This window comes from Allobosea sp. 05T439 (genome assembly GCF_056396005.1).
The window spans coordinates 1-787 of record NZ_JBFTKP010000125.1; the positions used below are offsets into that span (position 1 = coordinate 1).

Here is a 787-nt window from a genome sequence, read left to right on the forward strand (position 1 = left end):
ACCGCGACGGTCTCGTCGCTGACCTCGTAGCTCAGCGTCACCGGGCCAAAATAGCCGGGCGCCGGGGTGAACTCCCAGCCACCCTCGACCGCGGTCAGCGTGCCGCTGKAGGCGGTGAGATGCCTAACCACGAGCGTATCGCCATCAGGATCCAGCGCCCCTGCGAGCAAGCCGATCGCGGTGATCAGCAGCGTCTCGCACCGCCCGATGCTGCGCAGGTTGACGACGCCGGCGAGTTGCGGCGCTCGGTTGCTGCGTGGCCCGCCGGGGTTTTCACCGCCGGATCCGCCAGGGTTCTCGCCGCCCGGGCCGGAATGGCCGCCCGGGCCGGGGTGGTGGCCACCCGAGCCGCCGCCGGCCGAGGCGATCCCCTCGAAGTCATGGCCACTGCCAGAGCCGGCACTGCCGGAGAGGCCGCCGCCATGGCCGAGCGTCAGGTTGTCGTTGCTGGMCGGATCGCCGAAGACATCCTCGAGCTTGGCCGGCGAGAAGCGGCGCAGCGGCAGCTGCTCATAGTCGATCGGCGGGGAATCGATGCCGAGGAAGGCGGCAAGCCCGCCCGTGCCGACAGCCTGGCCGCCGGAGCCGATCGCCTGGTCGGGCTCGGGTTCCTTCTTGATCGCGCCGGTCTCGTCCTGGGCCTCCTTGTCCGCCTCCTCGGCCTGCGCCTGCCTCGAGGGGCCTCCCCCAGCCGCATCCTCGCCCGGGGGCTCGGTGGGCGGACCGAGATCGGACTTGGCGTGGCTGGGGAAGAGGCTCTTGACGTAGATCGCGACCGCGGTCAGCG

1 protein-coding gene is annotated in these 787 nt (G+C 71.6%); it reads right to left on the reverse strand.

The annotated features are described in order from the left end of the window. Nucleotides 1-787: cadherin-like domain-containing protein (locus AC1DIO_RS35355; protein ID WP_476854951.1), on the reverse strand; the 787-nt coding region annotated here is incomplete at both ends.